We start from the raw sequence: 21,590 nt of genomic DNA on the forward strand, positions 1-21,590 counted from the left end.
TCCACTACACTCGCCCGGGTCAGGAGAGAGCCCCGCACGGGGCCGCCGAAGGCGCAGGGAACCCCCGAACGCTCAGGCAAAAGGACTGACACAGCGCCGGCCTTCGCGGGACGGCGTTTCCTTGCTGGAGAGAGGCCGGTGCCGCAGGCGCCCGGTCCACCGAAGGAGCAAACCCCGATCGTGGGGCGAATCTCTCAGGTAAAGCGGACAGCAGGGGTGGCCCCATGGCGCGAGCCATGGCATTCGATTGCTGCCCCCAGGAGTGCCCCGTGGCTGCTTCCGCCCCCGAATCCGAACTGCTCAAGACCCCGCTGCACGCGCTGCACCTGGAACTCGGCGCCCGCATGGTGCCCTTCGCCGGCTACTCGATGCCGGTCCAGTACCCCGCCGGCCTGATGGCCGAGCACAAGCACACGCGCGAGGCCGCGGGCCTGTTCGACATCTCCCACATGGGCCAGCTGCGCCTGTCCGGCCCCGACGCCGCGGCCGCCTTCGAGACCCTGATGCCGGTCGACGTGATCGACCTGCCCGCGGGCAAGCAGCGCTACGGCCTGCTGCTCGACGACCAGGGCGGCATCCTCGACGACCTGATGTTCTTCAACGAAGGCAACGGCTCGCTGTTCGTGATCGTCAACGGCGCCTGCAAGGTGGCCGACATCGCCCACATCCAGCAGAGGATCGGCCAGCGCTGCCAGGTGCAGCCGCTGCCCGAGCAGGCGCTGCTCGCGCTGCAGGGCCCGCAGGCCGCGGCCACGCTGGCGCGGCTGTCGCCCGGCATCGAGCGCTTCGTGTTCATGACCGGCGGCGCCGTGCAGATCGGCGGCATAGCCGCCTTCGTCACGCGCAGCGGCTACACCGGCGAGGACGGCTTCGAGATCTCGGTCGCCGCGAAGGACGCCGACGCGCTGGCGCGGCTGCTGCTGGCCCAGCCCGAGGTCAAGCCCATCGGCCTGGGCGCGCGCAACTCGCTGCGGCTCGAGGCCGGCCTGTGCCTCTACGGCAGCGACATCGACACCAGCACCACGCCGGTCGAGGCCTCGCTCAACTGGGCGATCCAGAAGGTGCGCCGCACGGGCGGCGCGCGCGCGGGCGGCTTCCCCGGCGCCGAGAAGATCCTGGCCCAGCTCGTGGCCGCCACCGGCGCCGCTGGCCACCTCGACCACGACACCCTGAAGCGCCGCCGCGTCGGCCTGGTCGCGCTCGAGCGCATCCCGGTGCGCGACGGCACGCCGCTGCAGTCCTTCGAGGGCCAGGACATCGGCCAGGTCACCAGCGGCCTGCTGGGCCCGACGGCCGACCGGCCGGTCGCCATGGGCTACGTGGCCACCGCCTTCGCCGAGCCCGGCACCCGGGTGCAGGCCATCGTGCGCGGCAAGCCGGTGCCGATGGAGGTCTCGACCCTGCCCTTCGTGCCGACGCGCTACTACCGCGGCTGACGACCGGACATCCGGCGGACCGCCGTCGCGGCTAACCTACGCCCCGGCATCGGCCACTTTTTATCCACGAGGAGTTTTTCAACATGAGCATCAAGTACACCAAGGACCACGAATGGGTGCAGGCCGAGGGCGGCAACGCCACGGTCGGCATCACCGTCCATGCGCAGGACGCGCTGGGCGACGTGGTCTTCGTCGACCTGCCCGAGGTCGGCAAGAGCTTCGCCCAGGGCGATGTCGCCGGCGTCGTCGAATCGGTGAAGGCCGCGGCCGACGTGTTCATGCCCGTCTCGGGCGAGATCACCGAAGTCAACGAAGCCCTGCGCGCCGATCCCTCGCTCGCCAACAGCGCACCGCTGGCCGAAGGCTGGTTCTTCAAGGTCAAGCTGTCCGAACCGGCGCAGCTCGACGCGCTGATGGACGAAACCGCCTACGGCAAGTTCGCCGAGGAATCCTGACCCCCTGAAACCGGATGGCCGGACGCGAAGGCTCGCGTCCGGAAGTCCGCTCCCCCTTCTCTTCCCCCGCCCGCCATGCCCACCCCCGCCGCCCTGCCCACCCTGCAAGAACTCGAGAACGCCGAGGAATTCATCGCCCGCCACATCGGCATCGATGCCGACGACGAGGCGCGCATGCTGCCCGTGATCGGGTCGGCCACGCGCGCCGAACTCATCGACGGCATCGTGCCCGCGGCGATCCGGCGCAGCAAGCCGATGCGGCTGCCGGCACCGGCCACCGAGGCCGACGCGCTGGCCGAGCTCAAGGCGATCGCGGCGAAGAACAAGGTGTTCCGCAACTTCATCGGCCAGGGCTACTACGGCACCCACACGCCGGGCGTGATCCTGCGCAACATCCTCGAGAACCCGGCCTGGTACACGGCCTACACGCCCTACCAGGCCGAGATCTCGCAGGGCCGCATGGAGGCGCTGGTCAACTTCCAGACCATGGTGTGCGACCTCACGGGCATGGCGATCGCCAATGCCTCGATGCTCGACGAGGCCACCGCGGCCGCCGAGGCGATGACGCTGGCCAAGCGCAGCGTCAAAAGCAAGAGCAACGTGTTCCTGGTCTCGGGCGACTGCCATCCGCAGACCATCGAGGTGGTGAAGACCCGCGCCGCGCCGCTGGGCATCGAGGTCAAGGTCAGCACCGCCTCGGAAACCCTGCCGCACCTGATGGCCAGCGGCGAATTCTTCGGCGTGCTGGCGCAGTACCCGGCCACCACCGGCCACGTGCACGACCTGCGCCCGCTCGCGGGCCACGCGCATCAGTACGGCGCGGCCTTCTGCGTCGCGGCCGACCTGCTGGCGCTGACCCTGCTCGCGCCGCCCGGCGAATGGGATGCCGACATCGTCTGCGGCACCACCCAGCGCTTCGGCATGCCGCTGTGCAACGGCGGCCCGCACGCGGCCTACCTGGCCTGCCGCGACGATTTCAAGCGCTCGCTGCCGGGCCGCCTGGTCGGCGTGAGCGTCGACACCCATGGCCGCCCCGCCTACCGCCTCGCGCTGCAGACGCGCGAGCAGCACATCCGGCGCGAGAAGGCGACCTCGAACATCTGCACCGCGCAGGTGCTGCCCGCGGTGGTCGCAAGCATGTACGCGGTCTACCACGGCCCCGACGGCCTCACGCGCATCGCGCAGCGCGTGGCCGCGCTCACCGCCATCCTCGCGCGCGGCCTGGCCCAGATGGGCCGCGAGCCGGTCAACGAGACCGCCTTCGATTCGCTGACCATCCGCACCGGCGACGACACCGCGAAGATCCTCGAGCGCGCGCAGGCCGCCAACGTGAACCTGCGCCAGCGGCTGCAGCAGCACCTGGGAATCTCGCTCGACGAGACCAGCACGCGCGCCGACGTCGAGACCCTGTGGGCGCTGTTCGTGCCCGCCGGCACGCCGATGCCGCGCTTCGAGGAACTGGCCGCCAACACCGCGCCGCGCATCCCGCAGGAACTGCGCCGCGCGAGCGCTTTCCTCTCGCACCCGGTGTTCAACACCCACAAGAGCGAGACCGCGATGCTGCGCTACATCCGCAGCCTGTCGGACAAGGACCTCGCGCTCGACCGCAGCATGATCCCGCTGGGCAGCTGCACCATGAAGCTCAACGCGACCAGCGAGATGATCCCGATCACCTGGCCCGAGTTCGCGAACATCCATCCCTTCGCGCCGGCCGAACAGCTGCAGGGCTATGCCCAGCTCGACGCCCAGCTGCGCGCCTGGCTCTGCGAGGCCACCGGCTACGCGGGCATCAGCCTGCAGCCCAATGCCGGCTCGCAGGGCGAGTACGCGGGCCTGCTGGCGATCCGCGCCTTCCACGAAGCCAAGGGCGAGGGCCACCGCAACATCTGCCTGATCCCCTCGTCGGCGCACGGCACCAATCCCGCGAGCGCGCAGATGGTGGGCCTGCAGGTGGTGGTGACGGCCTGCGACGCGCAGGGCAACGTCGACCTCGACGACCTCAAGCGCGCCTGCGAGAAGCATGGCAAGAACCTGGCAGCGGTGATGATCACCTACCCGAGCACGCACGGCGTGTTCGAGACCCGCGTGAAGGAGCTGTGCGAACTGGTGCATGCGCACGGCGGCCGCGTGTATGTCGACGGCGCCAACATGAACGCGCTGGTGGGCGTGGCCGCGCCGGGCGAGTTCGGCGGCGACGTGAGCCATCTGAACCTGCACAAGACCTTCTGCATCCCGCACGGCGGCGGCGGCCCGGGCGTGGGCCCGGTCTGCGTGGTCGAGGATCTCGTGCCCTACCTGCCGGGCCATGCGACCGCGGGCGTGTCGGGCCATGGCGTGGGCGCCGTGTCGGCGGCGCCGCTGGGCAATGCGGCCGTGCTGCCGATCAGCTGGATGTACTGCCGCATGATGGGCGCGAAGGGCCTGCAGGCCGCGACCGAAACCGCGATCCTCAGCGCCAACTACATCAGCGCGCGGCTCAAGGACCACTACCCCACGCTGTACGCGAGCCCCAACGGCCACGTCGCGCACGAGTGCATCCTCGACCTGCGCCCGCTCAAGGACACCAGCGGCGTCACCGCCGAGGACGTCGCCAAGCGCCTGATCGACTACGGCTTCCATGCGCCCACGCTGAGCTTCCCGGTGCCGGGCACGCTGATGGTGGAGCCGACCGAGAGCGAGCCGCTGGCCGAGCTCGACCGCTTCATCGAGGCGATGATCGCCATCCGCGGCGAGATCCGCCGCATCGAGGAAGGCGTCTGGCCGAAGGACGACAACCCGCTCAAGCACGCGCCGCACACGGCCGCGAGCCTGCTCGGCAGCGAATGGGGCCACCCCTATGCGCGCGAACTCGGCGCCTTCCCGCTGGCCGGGCTCAAGGACGCCAAGTACTGGCCGCCGATCGGCCGCGTCGACAACGTCTACGGCGACCGCAACCTGTTCTGCAGCTGCGTGCCCGTGGGCGAGTACCAGGAAACCGAAGCGGCCTGATCCGCGACGGGCCGCCGGACGCCGCATGGACCCCGGCGAGATCGCCTCGCTCAAGTCGCGCTGGCGCGGCTGCGTCTGGGCCCACACGCTGAGCGACGACGAGGCCGAAGTGCTGCTGCCGCAGCTGCGCTTCGTCGAACTCACCGCGGGCCAGGCCATCTGGCACCGCGGCGATCCGGCCGAGCACTGGGTCGGCATGGGGCGCGGCAGCATGAAGCTGTGCACCACCTCGGCCTCGGGCAAGCCCGTGACCTTCATGGGCCAGGCCTTCAGCTGGGTCGGCGAGGTCGAGCTGATCCGCAACGAGCCTCGCTTCTGCGACGCGGTGGCGCTGTCCGACGCGGTGGTCATCAAGATGCCGAGGGCCGCCTTCTTCCACCTGCTCGACGGCAACCGCGCCTTCAACCGCTTCGTGCTGCAGCTGCTGAGCGAACGGCTCACGCAGTCGATGGCCGTCACGCTGTCGGACCGCACGCTTGACCCGGTCGCCAAGGTCGCGCAGAGCCTGGCCTCGCTGTTCAGCCCGGCGGGCTTTCCGCCGCGCTCGCTCGAGCTGCAGGTCTCGCAGGCCGAGCTCGCGCTCTACTGCAACATGTCGCGCCCGCGGCTCAACGCGGCGCTGCGACGGCTCGAGGCCGAGGGCCTGCTCACCCTCGGCTACCAGGTCGTGACCTTGCGCGACCTCGATGCGCTGCGCGCCTACCGCGCCGCGCCCTCGGCCGCGAGCGGCAGCCACACGCGACCCGAGACCGCATAGGCGTTGTCGCCGACGATGCCGGCCACCGGCGCGCCCGACGCGGGCGCCCAGACGTACTGCGCATGGGTGGCGAACAGCGCCACGCCGAGCTCGTCGCCGGGCCGCAGGCGCGCGGCCACGCCGCCGAGCGCGATGCGCTGCCGCCCCGGCGGCGCGGGCACCACCTGGTCCGACAGCAGCATCAGCTCGCCGTTGCGGCGCAGCGCGAGCCCCACCAGCGCCACGCCGGGTCCGCCGCCCGCCCGCACGTCGAGCTCGGCCTCGGGCACGCCGGCCAGCACCGCGCCATGTGGTGCATCGGCGGGCAAGGGAACGAAGACCGGTGCCGGCAAACCGGCGCGCACCTCGGTCCGCGCGAGGGCTGCGCCCGACTGAGCCGCGATCGGCGCCGTGCCCTCGAAGGCCGTGCCGTCGTCGAGCGCGATGCAGAGCTGTGGCACCGAAGGCGCGGACGGCTCGATGTCGCGCAGCTTGGCATCGAGCCAGCCGAGCATCGCGTCCATGGCATCGACGCTGCCGCAGCGCGCCGGCTTGTCGCGCTGCCCCGCGCGCGGATTCACATGGCCCGAGCGCAGCACCATGAGCCGCACGTCGCCGCCGCCGGCCTTCAGCTGGCGCCAGTTGCGCAGGCCCTCGTCCATGTCGAACAGCACGTCCTCGCTGGCCTGCACCACCAGCGCATCGACGCGGCGCGACGGCTGCCCGGACCAGCTCAGGCCCGAGGGCCCGTGCGCCTGGTAGGCATCGCGCAGCCGCTGCGCATCGGCGCCCATGTCGTTCCAGGCCCAGGCACCGGGCTTGGGCGCCGTCTCGCACAGCGGCCGCAGCAGGCCGCCGTCGCGCACCTTGCCGCGCTGCGCCATGAAGCATTCGAACTGCACGAAGCCCTGCTTGAGCACGCCCTGCGGCGCCAGCGAATGCTGCAGGTCGTACCAGGTCATCGACGGGATCGCGGTCGCGATGCGCGGCTCGAGTTGGGCGAGCTGCATCTGGTAGCCGCCACCGTACGAGCCGCCGATGCTGCCGATGCGCGGCCTGCCGTCGACGCCCTTGCGCAGCGGCAGCTCGCGCTCGGCCCAGTCGATCAGGCTGCGGATGTCGGCGATCTCGGCCCGCGGATCCATGATGCGGCTGTCGCCGCCGCTGTCGCCATGGCCGCGATGGTCGAAGCTGATCACCGCATAGCCGCGCTCGACCAGCGTGGGCACGAGGCGGTCGACGCGCGACCAGTAGCTCGCGCCCGGGTCGGTGTCGCGCGGCGGCAGTTCGCGCAGCCGGCCGAGGCCGAAGCCGCTCGAATGCAGCACCAGCGGATAGCCGCCCTCGGGCTTCGCATCGGGCAGGAACAGCGTGAACGCGACCTTGGTGCCCCTGGCCGCATCGGCGCCCGCGAGCGGATCGGGCACCGTCGATTGCACCGCATGCTGCTGCACGGTGGCCGCGTGCGCCGCCGGCAAGGCCATGCAGGCGGCGGCGCACAGCGCGATGGCGTGGATCAGGGTCTTCATGTCTCGTTCGTTCCTCGTCGTGTCTTTAGAAGCACGCGACTCTAGGAACGGCGAGCCATGCTGTTTGTCCCCGTGGGAACAAAGGCGTCGCCAGGGGCGTGGCCGGCGCGCTGCCGGCCCGCGCTCAGGACTTCTTCTTCGCCACCTCTCCCGTGGCGATCTGCTGGCGCAGCGCGCGCAGGCTGGCCTTGAGCTTGCGCTCGTTCTCCGGGCCCATGCGCACCATGATCTTCTGGCCCGCGCTGAGCGACTCGAGCTGGGGATCGACGTACTCGTAGCGGGTCCACGGGCGCTGCGAGGGATAGTCGCCCTTGACCTCGACCAGCCGCACCTGCACCGGGCCCTTGGGCTCGGGCGCGGCCAGCAGGTGGTCGATGACGGCGATCAGCCGGTCGTTGAAGTAGCGGCCCGGATAGCCGAGCTCTTCATAGGCCTGCTGGAACAGCGGATAGAGCCGCGCGTACACGCCCGCGGCCTTGGCCGGGTCGACCGATTCGGCGAGCAGCACGAAGCCGTTGTAGCGCGCCGCATTGTTGGCCGCGATGGTCTGGTTGGCGCCCTGCCCTTCGGTGATGAAGCGCTGGCCCGTGGGCTGCACCGGCCATGCGCTCGCGGGCGCCTGCTCGCGCGCGAGGTTGTCGACCGTGGCGACGAAGCGCCGCACCACGCCGTCGGGGCGCAGGAAGGTGTTGGCGTTCTTGGAGCCGAGCAGTTCGGCCAGCGCCTTCAGCACGCGCGAATCGGAATCGGCCAGCGCGGGCAGCGCGGCATCGGGCGGCGCGAGCGCGTCGACGGGGTTCTGCGGCCCCGAGGCCACGGGGGCCGGCGCGGGCGCGGGCGGTGCGTCTTCGGGCGTGGTGGCGGCCACTGGCGGTGACACGGGCTGTTGTTGCTGCTGCTGGTACCAGCGCCAGCCGAAGTAGCCGGCCACCAGCAGCACCAGCACGAGCAGCGCCCACGGCAGCATGGAGCGCTCACGGCGCGGTGCGTAGTCGCGGGTCTCGCCCGCGGTGCTCATGTCGCGTTCGGCACGGAGTTCGTTGTTGTCGTTCTCGGGCATGTCGTCGTGTCTTTCCTGTGGCGTGCGGTGCGTGATGACGAACCGTCATGTTGCACCAACAAGGGCCCCGGGAGCCCGGGGCCTCGTAACCCCGTGTGACGCCCTCGCCACACGGAAGTTCAGCCCCGCCCTCGACACGCAGGCGGCGCCACCGGTTTCCGGGGCGCGCGGGAGATGCTCAGTGCGCGGCCGTCAGCGACTGCAGCCAGGCCAGCGTGCCTTGCAATTCAGCGGGCCGGATCTCGTGGCCGCCGGGGAAATCGCTGCCCGCGAGCGACAGCGGCAGGCCGCGCGCCAGTTCGCGCGTGGCCTGCGCGGCCGCAGGCGGAATCACGTTGTCGGAGCTGCCATGGCTCACCCACAGCGACTTGCCTTCGAAAGCCTCGGGCGCGGCCACCTGGGGCAGCACCTGCGGCAGCAGCCGGCTGTGCCAGACCATCGCGGCGCGCATCGACGCCGGCCTGGTCAGCAGCAGCGACAGCGCCATGATCCCGCCCTGGCTGAAGCCGCCGACCACCACGCGCTCGGGCGGAATGCCCAGCTGCGCCGAGGCCGAGGCCAGCATCTCGCCGACCAGGAAGCGGCTCTCGCGCTCCTGGTCCTCGTCGATGCGGCGCTGGCCATCGGCCAGCACCTCGAATTCGAACCAGGCATAGGAACCTGGCGTGAGCACATAGGGCGCGCGCAGGCTCAGCACATGGAACTGCGGCGGCATCAGGCGCGCGAGGCCGAACAGGTCCTGCTCGTTGCTGCCCACGCCATGCATCAGCACCAGCAGCCAGGGATCGCGCGTGCCGGCGGCGGTCGGTTGTTCGAGGAATTGGAGCGGCAGTTGGAGCGTGGTCATGTCGATGGAAGAAGAAAGCGTAAGGTCCTGTCAGCGCACCGAGGCCTTGAAGCCTTCGGCCAGCGAGCGCGTGATCTCGGCGGTGGGCTGTTCGCGGCAGCCGCTCGCGTTCTGGCCCGACCACAGCGGCGAGAAGTCGCCGCTGCCCTGGGCCTCGGCCTTGGCGCGCAGCGGCGCGATCGCCGAGGTGGCGAGCGGGAATTCGGGCGCGGGGCCGATCGGGCCCAGCTCGCGGATCACGCGGTTGACGATGCCGCGCGCGGGCCGGCCGGTGAACAGGTTGGTCAGCGCGGTATGGCGCGCGGCCTCGCTCTTGAGCGCACCGCGGTGCATGGCGCTGGTGGTGGCCTCGTTGGCCAGCAGATAGGCCGTGCCCACCTGCACGCCCGCCGCGCCCAGCGCCATCGCGGCCGCCACGCCCTGCGCATCGGCGATGCCGCCCGCGGCGATCACCGGCACGCGCAAGGTCTGCGCCAGTTGCGGCAGCAGCGCGAAGGTGCCCAGTTGCGCCGTGAGGTCGTGCGACAGGAAATGGCCGCGGTGCCCGCCGGCCTCGAGGCCCTGCGCGATCACCGCGTCGGCGCCGTTCGCCGCGAGCCAGCGGCCCTCCTCGACCGTGGTGGCCGAGGCCAGCACCTTCGCGCCCCAGCCCTTCACGCGCGCGACCAGCTCGGCCGACGGCAGCCCGAAATGGAAGCTCACCACCGGCGGGCGGAATTCGGCCAGCAGCTCGGCGATCTCGGCGCTGAACGGGTTGCGGCCCGGGCCGGCCGCGATGCCCGCGGGGTCGATGCCGAACTCGGCGTAGTAGGGACCGAGCGCGGCGCGCCAGGTGGCTTCGCGCTCGGCACTCGGCACCGGCGGCTGGTGGCAGAAGAAGTTGAGGTTGTAGGGCTTCGTCGTGCCCGCGCGGATCGCCGCGACCTCGCTGCGGATCGCGTCGTTCGAGAGCATCGCGCAGGGCAGCGAGCCCAGCGCGCCCGCGTTGCTCGCGGCGATCGCCATCGCGCTGCCCTGCACGCCCGCCATGGGGGCCTGGATCAGCGGCAGTTCGGTGCCCAGCAGTTGCAACAGCGTCGAGGTGGTGGTCATGAAAGATGCTCCAGTGCGAACGGGGATTCTTCGGAAGGCGCGGCATGCCGATGCGCGCGCCGCACGCCCCGATTCTGAAGGGAAGCGCGGTCGGGCCGCCCGCGCGGGGTCATCGGCGCGGCTTGAGCAACAATGCCCGCATGCGCACACCGACCCCGTCGAACCGCCCCGCTTCGCACCGGCGGCCCCTTGCATCGCTCGCATCGCTCGCCGTGAGTACCGTGATTAGTACCGTGATGTTCATGCTGCTCACGGCCTGTACGAAGAACGAATCCGAAAGTGCGACATCGGCGCAGGACACGGCCGCCGTGGAGGCCACGCCCGCCGCCACGGACCCGGCGCCGCCCGCCACGCCCCGGCCCGAGTTCTCGGCCACGCTGCAGCGCGATGCGCTGATGGCGTTGCTGTTCGAGCCGCCGCCCGCCGGCGAGACCGCGAGCCGCACCGATGACGTGCAGCTGCCCGAGATCGGCAACGACGGCAAGCCGATGACCGAGGGCTTCGCGCCGACCCGTGCCCAGGTCTCGGCGCGCGAGGTGGTCCGGCTCGACGACACGCATGCCGTGCTGCTCACCGAGACCGTGCCGGTGAACGACCGCGGCCAGCCGATGGACGCCCACGTGGCGGGCGCATGGCTCGGCGCCTATTTCTTCGAGCATGGCGACGCGGGCTGGAAGCTCGCGGGCCGCAACGACGGCGTCGACTACCTCGGCTTCTCGGGCAACATCGGCCTCACGCGCGTGGAGCGCATCGCGCCGCAGCGCTTCGTGCTGACCGTCACGAGCGGCAGCTGCTGGCAGGGCTACTGCGGCAGCTGGCTCTCGGTCTACGAGATCGGCGCCGCCGAAGTGCGCCAGCTGATCGAGGGCGTGCCGCTGGGCGCCGACAACGGCGGTGCCGACGGCGCCTGCGAGCCGGTGCTGCAGGCCACGCGCCCGGAGGAAGCGCCGCGCGGCGCCTGCTACCGCATCGACGGCAAGCCCGAGTTCGCGCTCGGCACGCAGGACGATCCGGGCGAGCTGCAGATCGTCTTCAAGGGCGCGCGCACGCGCGATGCGAACAATCTGCGCGTCGAGACCGTCGACGAACAGCTGGTCTACAGCCTGCGCAACGGCGCCTATGCGCTGGTGCAGGGCCACAATCCCGTGCCCTCGTTCTGAGACAGGCGCCGAGCGATGGGCTTCATCCCCGACCGCCGCATCGAAGCCGAGGCCACCGAGGCCGCGACCGAGATGATCGAGCGCGCGCGCCGCAACTTCGACGTGGCGCTCGACTTCACCGACGCCAGCATCCGCAAGGTCGAGGCGCTGCTGCAGCAGCTGCACCTGCGCGCGCGCAACGACAAGCCCAGCGACGCGCAGGTCTTCGACTATGCCAAGGGCCTGGGCAGCTACGTGGGCGAGGTGTTCCGCCGCAACCATGGCGCCGAATGGGGCGTGGTCGCGCTCGGCGACGACAGCTACCCCGGCATGCGCAGCACCCACAGGGAGCAGCTGTTCTGGCCCTGGCGCCGCGCCTACAACCGCATCGTCAACGGCCCCGAGGACAACGTCTGGCACTACTACCAGCTGCTGGTGGAACGCGCGGGCGGCACCCTGGCCGTGCACGACGACGGCATGCCGTCGAACTTCGCGCCGCCGACGATGAACTACGGCCGCGCGCGCGCCGCGGCCACCGCGAAGGGCTCGCCGAGCGTGCGCTTCAGTGCGAATGCGATGGGCGGCGCGCCCGGGCGCGCGAAGCGGCCCGCGACATCGGCCGCGCCCGCGCCGGTGCGCAGGCCCTGGTGGAAGTTCTGGTGAGTCTCACACCAGCTTCAGGTCCTTCGGCGTCACGCCGTCGAACACCTTCGCGACCTGCGCGGGCGACAACCCGTACATGCGCTGGAACAGCCCGCCGAGCACCGCGCGGTACTCGTTGAGCACCGGATAGTCGCGGTTCTGGAACAGCGTGGTGGCCGTCAGCGCCTGCTGCTCGCCGACCACGCGGCCACCGGCCTGCGCCGAGAGGCCGCCGCCGAGCACCCAGTAGACCGTGCCATGGCCATGGTCGGTGCCCTTGTTGCCGTTCTCGCGGAAGGTGCGGCCGAACTCGCTGATGACCACCACCACGGTCTGGCGCCAGTTCTCGGGCTCCATCTCCTGCGCGAAGGCCGCGAGGCCGCGGCCCAGTTCCTCGAAGCGGTTCGCGAGGTAGCCGGTGGCGGCGCCCTGCCCCACGTGGGTGTCCCAGCCGCCGATGTCGACGAAGCCGAGGTCGTAGCGCTCGCGCATCAGCGCGGCCATGCGGCGGGCGACGAGTTCGAAGCCCTTGGCGGTCATCGCGTTGCGGCTGGCGGCGTCCATCTCGGCCTGCATCGCGCGCCGCACCTCGTCGCGCACCTGGAAGCCTTCGGCCACGGTCTGCGCGAGCGGCGTGTCGCGGTACATCGAGGCGATGAGCTGGCTCTGGCGCGCATCGATCGTGGGCCGCGCATTGCCCGCGAGCGCCATGTTGGCGGCCCTTGCATCGCCGCGCAGCGAGATCGGCAACTGATCGGTGAAGGCCATCGGCGAGACGTCGGCGAGCGGTCCCGCGCCGAGCACGCCCGCGAGGCGGTTGAGGAAGCCCGAGCGGTAGTCGCGCCGGCGATCGAGCGCCTGGCCCAGCTCGATGCCGTCCTGCGTCTCGAAGTGGCTGCGCGTGAGGTCGTCGGTGCCGGCGAAGGCGATGAACGCGGCCTGCTTCTGCTGGAACAGGGGCATCACGCTCTGCGCCAGCGATGGATGCAAGCCCCAGTCGGCATCGAGCGGCAGCGCGCCGCCACCGGTGCCCGGTCGTCCGATCGCGATGCCGGGCCGCGAGGCGTAGTAGAAGTCGCTCGAGGTGGGCACCAGCAGGCTGGTGCTGTCGTAGGCACCGCGCAGGAACACGACCAGCAGCTTGGCACCCTCGGCGGCCGGCGCGGCGATCAGGCGGGCGGCGGCGCCGGCCAGTGGCGCGGCGGCGGCGAAACGGAGCAATTCTCGGCGTTGCATGGACTTGTCCTTTTTCGAGGGGGCGCTAGCGGCGCATCAGCTCGGGCGCGGCCAATAGCAGCGTGTTCCATTCAGGCGGGTTCTTTGCCTGCGCGAGCACCTCGCGCGTGCCGGCGCCGAAGCCGGTCTGCATCTCGCGCACCGCGGGCGACTCGGCCAATGGCGGGAAGGCCGGACTCTCGAGCGGCGCCTTGGCGTCGGTGCGGAACAGCAGGGCACCGCTCGCGCCCAGAATGCGCGCGATCTCGAAGCGCGTGTTCATCTGCCCCGCGCTGGCCCAGGCTGCTTCGTGCAGCGGATAGCCGTCGGGCGTCTCGTGGCCGTAGAGCGGCTGGCCCATGCGGTCGATCCAGTTGAGCATCGGCCCCACGTTCGCCACCACGCGGCCGTCGTAGGCCAGCCGCACGCCGGCCACTGCGTAGTGCACCGGGTCGCGGAACTTGCGGCCCAGCGAGGCCGCGAACTCGGGCGACTCGAACAGCGTGCGCAGGGTGGCGGCGATGTCGCCATCGCTGCGCGTGAAGCTCGCGGCCATGCGCTCGACCAGCGCATTCGATGGATCGTCGGCCACGAAGTAGACGGCGAGCTTGCGCGAGACGAAGCGCGCGGTGGCCGGCGCGCGCGCGAGGCGGTCGAGCGCCTCGTCGACCTCGGCCAGGCCGCGGCCACGGATCGGCTCGCCGAGCAGCGTCTTGGAGCCGTAGTCGTGGCGGTTGGGATTGAACTCGAACAGGCCCTGGCGCCGGTAGTCGGCGGCGATCGCGGGCCTGAGCTTGGGCGGCGGTGCATCGGCCGGCTGCAGGCTCACGCCCACGCCGGTGAGCACGCGCGCGAGCTCCTGCACGTCGGCCTGCGAATAGCCGCTGCCCACGCCCAGCGTGTGCAACTCCATCAGCTCGCGCGCGTAGTTCTCGTTGATGCGGTTGGCGGCGTTCTGCGCGTTGTCGAGATAACGCAGCATCGCTGGATGGCGCAGCGTGGCGCCGAGCAGGTCGCGGAAGCGACCCAACGCATGCGGGCGGATCGCGTTCTCTTCGTAGTCGCCGATCAGCGCGCGCATGTTGCCGCCCTTGCGCGAGCTGATGTTGAAGTGGTTCATCCAGAACCAGGTCATCTGCTCCTGCAGCTGGTTCGGCGAATAGAGCGCGCGCAGCACGAAGCGCTGCTGCGCCTCGCGCGCGAGCCGGTTCAGGTGCTGCTGGTAGGCCTGCCGCGCGGCCTTCTTCTGGTCTTCGTCGGGCAGCGCGGCGGCCGCCTTGCGCTCGGCATCGAGCGCGACCGCGAGCGTGTCCACGGGCGTGCGCGCGATCTCCATCGCGTCGATCTGCGCCTGGGCCTCGGGCGGCAGCGGCTGCGGTACGGGTTCCAGTTGGCGCCCCATCCACTCCGCCAGGCCCTGCTTCGCGACCTCGGCCTGGCCGCTCGCATTCGCGCCCCAGCTCACGCGGTCGAGCCAGCGCAGCTGGGTCAATGCATCGGGCGGTGCGCCGCGCAAGGCGAGCGGCGTCGCATCGGGCCGCGTGCCAAGCGCGCAGCCCGCGAGCCATAGCGCGGCGGCCGCCATCCATGCGCCCCGTGCGAGGCGCGACCGGATCGAAGAGATGTGCATGGTGGGTTCAACCCGCGCCGTCGGTGCGCGGTTGACCCAGGATGCCAGCGCCGTGTAAAGCTGCCGGTCAGCTTCGTTTCAAGGCGAAACGCCCCCGTGGCTCAGGCCGACACCACCCCGCTGGGCTGCGCCCCCGCGATCTGCCGCAGCGCGCGCTCGAATACCTCCACCGGCTGGCCGCCAGAGATCAGGTGCTGGTCGTTGATGATGATCGCGGGCACCGAGTGGATGCCGGCGTCGGTGTACATGCGTTCGCGCGCGCGGGTCTCGGCCGCGTACTCGTCGCTGGCGAGGATCTCGCGTGCCCGCGCCGCATCGAGGCCCGCCGCTGCCGCGAGGCGCACCAGCACCTCGGGGTCGGAGGGATTCTCGGCATCGGTGAAGTAGGCCTTGAGCAGCGACTTCTTCAGCGCGACCTGCTTGGCCGCGTCCTCGAGCTCGGCCCAGTGCAGCAGCCGGTGCGCATCGAAGGTGTTGTAGATGCGCGGCCGGCCCTCGGGGTTGAAGACGAAGCCGACGGCCTCGCCGCGCTGGCGGATGGCCTCGCGCATCTGGGCCTGCTGCTCGCGCGTGGAACCGTACTTCTGGTTCAGGTGCTCGAAGGTGTCCTGGCCCTCGGGCGGCATCTGCGGGTTGAGTTCGAAGGGCTGGAAGTGCAGCTCGGCCGTCACCCTGGGCGCCACGCGGGCGATCGCGGCCTCGAGCGAACCCAGGCCGACGGCGCACCAGGGGCAGGAGACGTCCGAGACGAAATCGATCTTGAGGTGGGAGGAGGATGGGGTCGTCATGGCCGCCATTCTTCCGCGCGGCGGCGGCCTTGTCAGGTGCAAGGTCTTCCGCCGCCCTACCTCCGCGGCGTCAGGCCGTGGCGCGCGCCGCCACCGGGCTCGCGCCCAGGGTCTGGGCCCGCAGGCGGTCGTACTCGGCCTTGTCGACCGGCACGGCATCGGGGTCGCCGAGGTCGTTCATGTGCACGCGGTAGGTTTCGCGCGCGCTGATCGCGGCCAGCGCGGCCAGCACGGTCACGGCGAAGGTGATGCTGCCCACGGTGAGCCAGATGTTGGCCGAGCCCGGAGGCGCCACGGTCGCGAACAGCGCGGGCAACAGGGCCGTGAAGGTGGTGCCGATGTTCTGCGAGATGGCCATCGCCGACACCCGGTTGCGGGTGCGGAACAGCTCGGGATAGAAGCTCGGGAAGGTAGCGTTGTAGCCCTGGTAGACGATGCCCCACATCAGCAGCGACATGCAGATCGCGAGCGGCACGTTGCGCACGCTGATGGCATAGAGGTAGGCGAACGAGAGCAGGCCCGAGGCCAGCGCGCCGACGATGATCGGCGGCTTGCGGCCGATGCGGTCCGACAGGTTGCCCACGAACGGGATCACCAGCACCGCGAGGATGTTGCCGAGCACCGGGATCCACAGGTAGACGTCCTTCTGGAAGCCGATGCCGTAGGCCGACTGCACCGCATAGGCGGCGCCGAAGATGGTGGCGACCACCGGGATCACGTTCATCAGCGCCATGCAGACCACGCGCAACATGTCGGCCCAGCTGTCGGTGAAGGCCTGCACGATCGGCGAGCGCGGCACCTCGCCCTTCTTGTCGGCCTCGGCGAAGGCCGGGGTCTCGTCGACCTCGCGGCGGATGATGTAGCCCGCGATGATGACGACGAAGCTCAGCAGGAACGGGATGCGCCAGCCCCACGAATTGAAGGCCTCTTCCGGCATGTAGTGCGCGAGCGGCAGGAACACGGCGGCCGCCATGATCTGGCCGGCCTGCACGCCCTGCAAAGTGAAGCTCGCGAAGAAGCCGCGCCGGCCGAAGGGCGCGTGCTCGAGGATCATCGAGCTCGCGCCCGAGATCTCGCCGGCCACCGCGAAGCCCTGGATCAGCCGCAGGATCACCAGCAGCACGGGCGCGGCCAGGCCGATCTGGTCGTAGGTGGGCAGCAGGCCCACGGCCACGGTCGAGAAGCCCATGAGGAACATGCACAGGATCAGCACCTGCTTGCGCCCGTGCGTGTCGCCCCAGTGGCCGAGCACGAAGGCGCCGATGGGCCGCGCGACATAGCCCACGCCGTAGGTCGCGAGCGAGGCGATGATGGCCGTGGTCGGGTCGCCCTTGGGAAAGAAGATCTGCGGAAAGATCAGCGCCGCGGCGGTGGCGTAGATGAAGAAGTCGTAGTACTCGAGCGCCGAGCCGATCCAGCCGCTGGCGGCGGCCTTCTTCGACTGGTGCTTGCCTTGAGGCTCGTGAGCCGTGGTGTTCGCCATGGGTTGTCTCCGGTGTGGACGAGGATGAGCGGGTGAATGAATGAACGAAAAAAAGGAAATCAGTCCTGGGCCTGCGAGGCCATGCGCGCCGGCGCGTTGAGCGCGCCGTAGGCGTCGTAGCCGCCGATGCGCTGCGCCACCTCGAAGAACAGGCCGTCCCCAAAGCTCTCGGTATAGATGTGCAGGTAGTCGCCGGCCGGCGAGCGGTCGAACAGCACGCCCGCCGCGCGCATGCGCTCGAGCAGCGCGGCATCGAGCGCGATGCGCGTGGCGAGGTCGTCGTAGTAGTTGTCCGAGATCGGCACGAAGCGCACGCCGTTGGCGCGCAGCCGCGCCACCGACGCGAAGATGTCGTCGCTGCGCAGCGCCACGTGGTGCACCGCGCCGCCGCCCTGCGCATGCACCGTGCGCGCGGTGCGCGTGCGCTGGCTCAGCGACACGTTGAGCACGAGCCGCAGGCTGCGCGCGGCATCGGCCACGCCGCGGCTCTTGATCAGGCCGAAGGGATCGGCCAGTTCCAGGCTCTCGCCGACCTCGAGCCCGAGCACGGCGCGCGAGAACAGCACCCAGGTGTCGAGTTGGTCGAGCGCGAGGCCGAGCGCGACGTGGTCGATGGCGCGCAGGCCGGCGTCATCGCCCTGCGTTTCTTCGGGCTCGAGGATGAAGTCGGCCTCGTAGAGCCCGGTGGCGCCGAGCGACGACGGGATGAAATGCAGCAGGTTGCCGCCCGGCACCACGATGGCGGGCACGGCCTGCTCGCCGGGGCCGACCGGGCTGTCGTGCCGCTGCGAGCACAGCGCGGTGGCGCGCGCCACCGCGGCCTGCGGATCGTCGGTGCGCACGCCCAGCGCGCAGACCGAGGTGCCGTGCGCCTCGAAGCGCGTGCGCGCGAAGCTGTGGGGCTGCGCATTCACGACCATGTGGATGTCGCCCTGGCGGTAGAGCGTGACGGCCTTCGAGCGATGGCGGCCCGCGCGACGAAAGCCCAGTTGCTGCAGCAGCGCGCCGAGCGCGCCGGCCGAAGACTCGTCGGCCGCGAACTCGATGAAGGACAGCCCGCGAAAGGCCGGCGCCTGCGGCGGAGCGAACAGCAGCGGCTGCGCCGGCGCCGGCGCCACGCACTCGCGCACCTGGCTCTCGAGGTACAGCAGCGAGCGCATCGCATCGACCGCGGTGCGGCGGTTCGGCGTCTCGCGGAACAGGTCGTTGAAGATCTCGAGCGACAGCGGCCCGGTGTAGCCGGCGCGCAGCACCTGCACGTAGAAGCCCGCCACGTCGAAGTCGCCCTGCCCCGGGAACACGCGGTGGTGGCGCGCCCACTGCAGCACGTCCATCGAGAGCTGCGGCGCATCGGCCATCTGCAGGAAGAAGATCTTCTCGCCCGGGATGTCGGCGATGCCGGCCGGATCGTCGCGCAGCGAGAGCGTGTGGAAGCTGTCGAGGATCAGGCCCAGCGCGGGATGGCCGGCGCGCCGCACGATGTCCCAGGCCTGGCCATAGCGCGACGTGAAGCGGCCCCAGGCCAGCGCCTCGAAGCCCACGCGCAGGCCATGGGCCGCGGCGCGTTCGGCCAGCGCATGCAACTGCGCGGCGGCGCGCGCGGGATCGTCGATGGCGAGCGGCGAGGTGTTCGAGCAGCACAGCATCAGCGGCACGCCCAGCGCGGCCATCAGCTCGAACTTGCGCTCGGCGCGCTCCAGGCCGCGGCGGAACTGCGGCTCGGGCATGCCTTCGAAATCGCGGAACGGCTGGTAGAGGTCGATCGCCAGGCCCAGGTCGGCCGCGAGGCCGCGCAGCTCGGCGGCCGCGCCCTTGAAGTTGACGAAGTCGCTCTCGAACAGCTCGATGCCGTCGAAGCCCGCGGCCGCGATCGCCTCGAGCTTCTGGCGCAAGGTGCCGCTGAGCGAGACGGTGGCGATCGAGCGGTGCATGCGCCGCGCGGCGCGCTGCGGAAGGTCGGCGGAGGGCTGGAGCGTGTTCACGGGAGCGACTTTAGGAACGCCGGCCCGTGCCCACAACCATTTAGCGCTCTCTTTGATCGATGATCGAACGCTATCGTGCGAATTTCGCACGAATCAGGGGTTACACCTAGGTCCGAAGGACCGTCGATGACCCCGCCGAATCAGAGACTGCGCCAGTAATCGATCAGCAGCTGCGCGAATTCGACCGGCCGCTCGACCGCGCTCACATGCGCGGCATCGATGCTGGCGAGCCGCGCGTGGGGGATCGCCGCGGCGATGGTTTTCGACATCGCGAACGGCGTGGCCTCGTCCTGCAGGCCGCCGATCACCAGCGTGGGCACCGCGATGCGGCGGTTGCTGTCGCGGAAATCGATCGCCGCCACCGCGTTGCAGCTCTCGATGTAGGCCTGCGGATCGTTGGCCAGCAGCACTGCCTGCAGTTGCTCGGCGGCCACCTGGCCCTCGGGCGTGGCGGCGAAGGCCGGCGTGAGCCAGCGCGACACCGCGCCCGGCGCGATCGCGGCCACGCCGCGCGCGGCCACGGTCTCGGCGCGCGCGCGCCAGGGCGCCTGGTCGGGATAGTGGGCCGAGGAGTTCGCGATGGTCACGGTGCGCAGCAGCTCGGGATGGCGCACGGCCAGCGCCTGCGCCGTCATGCCGCCCATCGACAGGCCGACGAAGTGCACCGGCTCGCCGCCGGCCTCGCGCTGGATCAGCTCGGCCGCGTCCTGCGCCAGCGTCTCGATGCGCAAAGCGCCCGGCACGCGCTCGGAGGCGCCGTGGTTGCGGTGGTCGTAGCGCAGCACGGTGTGGGCACGCGCGAGCTGCGCGGCCACGCCGTCCCACATGCGGAGGTCGCAGCCGAGCGCATGGCTCAGCACGACGATCGGGCCATTGCCTTCGCGGACGAGATTCAGACGGGTCATGGTGCGGGTTCCTTCGAGAGGGGATGAAGACGGGGGAGCCAGAAGAAGGCGATGGCCAGCAGCGAGCAAGCGGCGGCGACCATGGGGATCACCATCGGCCACGCGCCGTTCGAATACTCGGCATCGACGAACAGCGCGGCGAACTGCCCGACGCAGAAGGCGACCATCATCATGCCGAAGCCCGACCACGAGACGGCGCGGCCCGCGAGCTGCGGCAGGTCGCCCACCGCGCCGGCCTGGCCGCAAGGCTGGTGGATGCCGTGGCCCAGGCAATAGACCGCGTGGCCCGCGAGCAGCGGCACCGCGCTCAGCGGCGCGAGCCAGCAGCCCAGCGCCTGGATCGTGGCGCCCGCCATGCTCAGCGAGGCGCCCAGCTGCACCGTGCGCACCGGCCCGTGGCGGCGCAGCAGCCGCCGGCACATGGTGGTGCTGAAGATGTAGACCAGCGAACCGCCGGCCGGGATCCAGCCATACCAGGCCGGCGACCAGCCCAGATAGCCGATGTAGACCATCGGCGACAGCAGCAGGAAGCAGAACAGCCCGCCATAGGTCGAGGCCGCCACCGAGGCCCAGGCGCGGAAGGCGCGGCTCGCGAACACCACGCGCGCGCTGCCGCGCGGCGCCGAGGGCGTGTCGACGAAGGTCGGCCGGGTCTCGCCGAAGGAGCGCCAGCACAGCGCGAACAGCACCAGCGCATAGAGCGCCATCGCGCCCATCACCCAGCGCCAGCCCGCGCCCTGCACCAGCCAGGCGCCGAGCAGCGGCGCCACCAGCCCGACCACGCCCAGCCCCGTGAGCCCGCGCGCCATGACGTGCGGGCCCTCGTGGGCCGGATAGAGATCGCGCACCGCGGCACGCGCGCAGACCAGGATCGCCGCCATCGAGAAGCCCTGCAAAGTGCGCCAGCCGGCCAGCATGAACACGCTGCCCGCGAAGGCGCCGCCGAGCGCGGCCAGCGCATAGCAGCCCAGGCCCGCCAACAGCACCGGCCGGCGGCCGAAGCGATCGGCCAGCGGTCCGCACAGCAGTTGCGCGAAGCCGAAGGCCAGCACGAACAGCGTGAGGCTGGTGCTGGCCGAACCGAGTTCCTTCGCGATCGCGGGCAGCGCCGGCAGGTAGCTGTCGGTGGCCACCGGCTGGGCCGCGAGCAGCAACGGCAGCAGCAGCGCGAAGCCGGCGTGCCAGCGGCCCTTCAGGTTTCCTGGTGGTCCTTGCGGCGCGCTCACTGCGCCGCCGCAGGCAGCAGGCCCTTCTCGCGCAGGATGCCGGTGGCGATGCCGAAGGCGTGGTTGGCGACCGGCACGCCGCAGTAGATAGCGGCCATCATGATCACTTCCTTGATGTCCTCGGGCGTGAGCCGCGACTCGGGCGGACCGTCGAGCGCCGCGCGCACGTGCATCGCGAATTCCTCGTAGGCGTGGATGCCGAGCATCATCGACAGCACCATGTAGCGGCGCGTCTTGTCGCCCAGCGCGGAGCGGCCCCAGATGTCGTTCCACGCATGGCGCGTGATCAGTTCCTGGAACTCGGCATTGAAGCTGTTGCGGTTGGCCAGCGAGCGGTCGACCCAGGCGTCGCCGAGCACGCGACGGCGGTTGAGCAGGCCCGATTCGTAGTCGTCGGCGGGGGTGTCGGAAGAGGAAGTCATGCCGGGGAATCCTTG

General features: G+C 70.9%; 18 protein-coding genes and 2 riboswitches. Of the genes, 6 read left to right on the top strand and 12 right to left on the bottom strand.

The features are described from left to right. Window positions 1-10 precede the first annotated feature (10 nt). Window positions 11-94: riboswitch (glycine riboswitch) on the top strand. A 20-nt stretch (window positions 95-114) separates the two neighbouring features. Then, window positions 115-221: riboswitch (glycine riboswitch) on the top strand. Window positions 222-236: 15 nt separating this feature from the next. The 4 genes from gcvT to BM109_RS17825 all read left to right on the top strand — a co-directional run bounded on the left by gcvT (window position 237) and on the right by BM109_RS17825 (window position 5,636). Then, on the top strand, window positions 237-1,436 hold the full coding sequence (gcvT, locus tag BM109_RS17810) for a glycine cleavage system aminomethyltransferase GcvT (protein WP_093344927.1): 1,200 nt from the start codon (window positions 237-239) through the stop codon (window positions 1,434-1,436). Window positions 1,437-1,519: 83 nt separating this feature from the next. Beyond that, the gene (gene gcvH, locus BM109_RS17815; protein WP_093344930.1) at window positions 1,520-1,891 is read left to right on the top strand and encodes a glycine cleavage system protein GcvH; all 372 of its coding nucleotides are present in this window, start codon (window positions 1,520-1,522) and stop codon (window positions 1,889-1,891) included. Between the two features lie 75 nt (window positions 1,892-1,966). Then, complete coding sequence (gene gcvP, locus BM109_RS17820) at window positions 1,967-4,879, top strand: aminomethyl-transferring glycine dehydrogenase (RefSeq protein ID WP_057607547.1); 2,913 nt, start codon at window positions 1,967-1,969, stop codon at window positions 4,877-4,879. Between the two features lie 25 nt (window positions 4,880-4,904). Further along, on the top strand, window positions 4,905-5,636 hold the full coding sequence (locus BM109_RS17825) for a Crp/Fnr family transcriptional regulator (RefSeq protein WP_093344932.1): 732 nt from the start codon (window positions 4,905-4,907) through the stop codon (window positions 5,634-5,636). Here BM109_RS17825 and BM109_RS17830 read toward each other — a convergent pair. The 4 genes from BM109_RS17830 to BM109_RS17845 form a co-directional block, all read right to left on the bottom strand. Then, on the bottom strand, window positions 5,579-7,144 hold the full coding sequence (locus BM109_RS17830) for an alpha/beta fold hydrolase (protein ID WP_093344935.1): 1,566 nt from the start codon (window positions 7,142-7,144) through the stop codon (window positions 5,579-5,581). The genes BM109_RS17825 and BM109_RS17830 overlap by 58 nt on opposite strands. Window positions 7,145-7,268: 124 nt before the next feature. Further along, entirely contained in the window at window positions 7,269-8,204 is a 936-nt protein-coding gene (locus BM109_RS17835; protein WP_371268819.1) for a DUF3014 domain-containing protein, read from the bottom strand. 178 nt (window positions 8,205-8,382) lie between these two features. Further along, entirely contained in the window at window positions 8,383-9,051 is a 669-nt protein-coding gene (locus tag BM109_RS17840; protein WP_093344938.1) for an alpha/beta hydrolase, read from the bottom strand. 30 nt (window positions 9,052-9,081) lie between these two features. Then, window positions 9,082-10,143, bottom strand: a complete 1,062-nt coding sequence (locus BM109_RS17845) for an NAD(P)H-dependent flavin oxidoreductase (protein WP_093344941.1) — start codon at window positions 10,141-10,143, stop codon at window positions 9,082-9,084. 140 nt (window positions 10,144-10,283) lie between these two features. On the opposite strand from BM109_RS17845, the gene BM109_RS17850 reads away from it, so the two are divergent. Together BM109_RS17850 and BM109_RS17855 are read left to right on the top strand one after the other, a co-directional pair. After that, a complete protein-coding gene (locus tag BM109_RS17850) occupies window positions 10,284-11,303 on the top strand; it encodes a hypothetical protein (protein ID WP_143129188.1) in 1,020 nt (339 codons plus the stop codon). A 15-nt stretch (window positions 11,304-11,318) separates the two neighbouring features. Beyond that, entirely contained in the window at window positions 11,319-11,945 is a 627-nt protein-coding gene (locus BM109_RS17855; protein ID WP_093344946.1) for a hypothetical protein, read from the top strand. A gap of 3 nt (window positions 11,946-11,948) precedes the next feature. On the opposite strand, the gene BM109_RS17860 is transcribed toward BM109_RS17855, so the two are convergent. The 8 genes from BM109_RS17860 to BM109_RS17895 form a co-directional block, all read right to left on the bottom strand. Continuing rightward, on the bottom strand, window positions 11,949-13,160 hold the full coding sequence (locus BM109_RS17860; RefSeq protein WP_093344949.1) for a DUF1501 domain-containing protein: 1,212 nt from the start codon (window positions 13,158-13,160) through the stop codon (window positions 11,949-11,951). 25 nt (window positions 13,161-13,185) lie between these two features. Continuing rightward, window positions 13,186-14,769 carry a DUF1800 domain-containing protein gene (locus tag BM109_RS17865; RefSeq protein ID WP_256222629.1) on the bottom strand — a complete coding sequence of 528 codons (1,584 nt, stop codon included), beginning with the start codon at window positions 14,767-14,769 and terminating at the stop codon, window positions 13,186-13,188. Between the two features lie 101 nt (window positions 14,770-14,870). After that, entirely contained in the window at window positions 14,871-15,566 is a 696-nt protein-coding gene (locus BM109_RS17870) for a DsbA family oxidoreductase (RefSeq protein WP_093344954.1), read from the bottom strand. Between the two features lie 61 nt (window positions 15,567-15,627). Continuing rightward, window positions 15,628-17,040 carry an MFS transporter gene (locus BM109_RS17875; RefSeq protein WP_093344958.1) on the bottom strand — a complete coding sequence of 471 codons (1,413 nt, stop codon included), beginning with the start codon at window positions 17,038-17,040 and terminating at the stop codon, window positions 15,628-15,630. A 59-nt stretch (window positions 17,041-17,099) separates the two neighbouring features. Beyond that, entirely contained in the window at window positions 17,100-18,971 is a 1,872-nt protein-coding gene (locus BM109_RS17880; protein ID WP_093345086.1) for a bifunctional sugar phosphate isomerase/epimerase/4-hydroxyphenylpyruvate dioxygenase family protein, read from the bottom strand. 191 nt (window positions 18,972-19,162) lie between these two features. Beyond that, a complete protein-coding gene (locus BM109_RS17885; protein ID WP_093344961.1) occupies window positions 19,163-19,927 on the bottom strand; it encodes an alpha/beta fold hydrolase in 765 nt (254 codons plus the stop codon). Beyond that, window positions 19,924-21,153, bottom strand: coding sequence for an MFS transporter (locus BM109_RS17890; protein ID WP_256222630.1), 1,230 nt, complete (start codon window positions 21,151-21,153; stop codon window positions 19,924-19,926). Before BM109_RS17890 ends, BM109_RS17885 begins: the two co-directional genes overlap by 4 nt. Then, entirely contained in the window at window positions 21,150-21,575 is a 426-nt protein-coding gene (locus BM109_RS17895) for a carboxymuconolactone decarboxylase family protein (protein ID WP_093344964.1), read from the bottom strand. Before BM109_RS17895 ends, BM109_RS17890 begins: the two co-directional genes overlap by 4 nt. Window positions 21,576-21,590: the final 15 nt, after the last annotated feature.

The sequence above is a fragment of the Variovorax sp. PDC80 genome, assembly GCF_900115375.1.
Taxonomy (GTDB): Bacteria; Pseudomonadota; Gammaproteobacteria; order Burkholderiales; family Burkholderiaceae_C; genus Variovorax.

Excerpts from the sequence above, each read along its gene's own strand:
- BM109_RS17880 (WP_093345086.1), bottom strand. The coding sequence starts at position 18,971 with ATGCACCGCTCGATCGCCACCGTCTCGCTCAGCGGCACCTTGCGCCAG.
- BM109_RS17870 (WP_093344954.1), bottom strand. The coding sequence starts at position 15,566 with ATGGCGGCCATGACGACCCCATCCTCCTCCCACCTCAAGATCGATTTC.
- BM109_RS17865 (WP_256222629.1), bottom strand. The coding sequence starts at position 14,769 with ATGCACATCTCTTCGATCCGGTCGCGCCTCGCACGGGGCGCATGGATG.
- BM109_RS17875 (WP_093344958.1), bottom strand. The coding sequence starts at position 17,040 with ATGGCGAACACCACGGCTCACGAGCCTCAAGGCAAGCACCAGTCGAAG.
- gcvP (WP_057607547.1), top strand. The coding sequence starts at position 1,967 with ATGCCCACCCCCGCCGCCCTGCCCACCCTGCAAGAACTCGAGAACGCC.
- BM109_RS17835 (WP_371268819.1), bottom strand. The coding sequence starts at position 8,204 with ATGCCCGAGAACGACAACAACGAACTCCGTGCCGAACGCGACATGAGC.
- BM109_RS17830 (WP_093344935.1), bottom strand. The coding sequence starts at position 7,144 with ATGAAGACCCTGATCCACGCCATCGCGCTGTGCGCCGCCGCCTGCATG.
- BM109_RS17860 (WP_093344949.1), bottom strand. The coding sequence starts at position 13,160 with ATGCAACGCCGAGAATTGCTCCGTTTCGCCGCCGCCGCGCCACTGGCC.
- BM109_RS17855 (WP_093344946.1), top strand. The coding sequence starts at position 11,319 with ATGGGCTTCATCCCCGACCGCCGCATCGAAGCCGAGGCCACCGAGGCC.
- gcvT (WP_093344927.1), top strand. The coding sequence starts at position 237 with ATGGCATTCGATTGCTGCCCCCAGGAGTGCCCCGTGGCTGCTTCCGCC.
- BM109_RS17850 (WP_143129188.1), top strand. The coding sequence starts at position 10,284 with ATGCGCACACCGACCCCGTCGAACCGCCCCGCTTCGCACCGGCGGCCC.
- BM109_RS17845 (WP_093344941.1), bottom strand. The coding sequence starts at position 10,143 with ATGACCACCACCTCGACGCTGTTGCAACTGCTGGGCACCGAACTGCCG.
- gcvH (WP_093344930.1), top strand. The coding sequence starts at position 1,520 with ATGAGCATCAAGTACACCAAGGACCACGAATGGGTGCAGGCCGAGGGC.
- BM109_RS17840 (WP_093344938.1), bottom strand. The coding sequence starts at position 9,051 with ATGACCACGCTCCAACTGCCGCTCCAATTCCTCGAACAACCGACCGCC.
- BM109_RS17895 (WP_093344964.1), bottom strand. The coding sequence starts at position 21,575 with ATGACTTCCTCTTCCGACACCCCCGCCGACGACTACGAATCGGGCCTG.
- BM109_RS17885 (WP_093344961.1), bottom strand. The coding sequence starts at position 19,927 with ATGACCCGTCTGAATCTCGTCCGCGAAGGCAATGGCCCGATCGTCGTG.
- BM109_RS17825 (WP_093344932.1), top strand. The coding sequence starts at position 4,905 with ATGGACCCCGGCGAGATCGCCTCGCTCAAGTCGCGCTGGCGCGGCTGC.